The 507-nt window shown below is 41.6% G+C and carries 1 protein-coding gene; it reads left to right on the plus strand.

From position 1 onward, the window contains the following. Positions 1-507: POTRA domain-containing protein (locus tag HMPREF9074_RS10505; protein ID WP_034540690.1), on the plus strand; the 507-nt coding region annotated here is incomplete at both ends.

Below are 507 nucleotides of genomic sequence, written 5' to 3' on the forward strand. Positions count from 1 at the left end.
GTAGTAGGAAATGAGAAGACTAATGACTATGTGATATATCGAGAGCTTCGTACACGTCCTGGATACCTATATAGTAGAGAGTCAATAATACGTACATTGCGGGAGTTAGGACAAATGCAACTGTTTGATGCACAGAATATGAATCCTGAGCTGAAGAATGCAGACCCTAATGCAGGTACCGTAGATGTTGAGTATAATCTAACAGAGACAGGTTCGAGTCAAGTACAACTACAGGGAGGTTATGGAGGTGGTTCGTTTATTGGAACAGTAGCACTCTCTTTCAATAACTTTTCGATAAAGAATCTTTTCAATCCTAAGGCGTATACTCCGGTGCCTATGGGTGATGGACAAGCTCTATCGCTTAGTGTGCAAGTGAGTAGATACTATCGTACTTATGGGTTTTCATTCTCTGAGCCTTGGATGGGAGGAGAACGCCCTGTACAGTTTTCGGTATCGTTTAGTAGAACAGAGCAGTTTGGTTATAACTACCGTAGCTATGATGTAGAT

It is taken from the genome of Capnocytophaga sp. oral taxon 329 str. F0087 (genome assembly GCF_000213295.2).
GTDB lineage: Bacteria > Bacteroidota > Bacteroidia > Flavobacteriales > Flavobacteriaceae > Capnocytophaga > Capnocytophaga leadbetteri_A.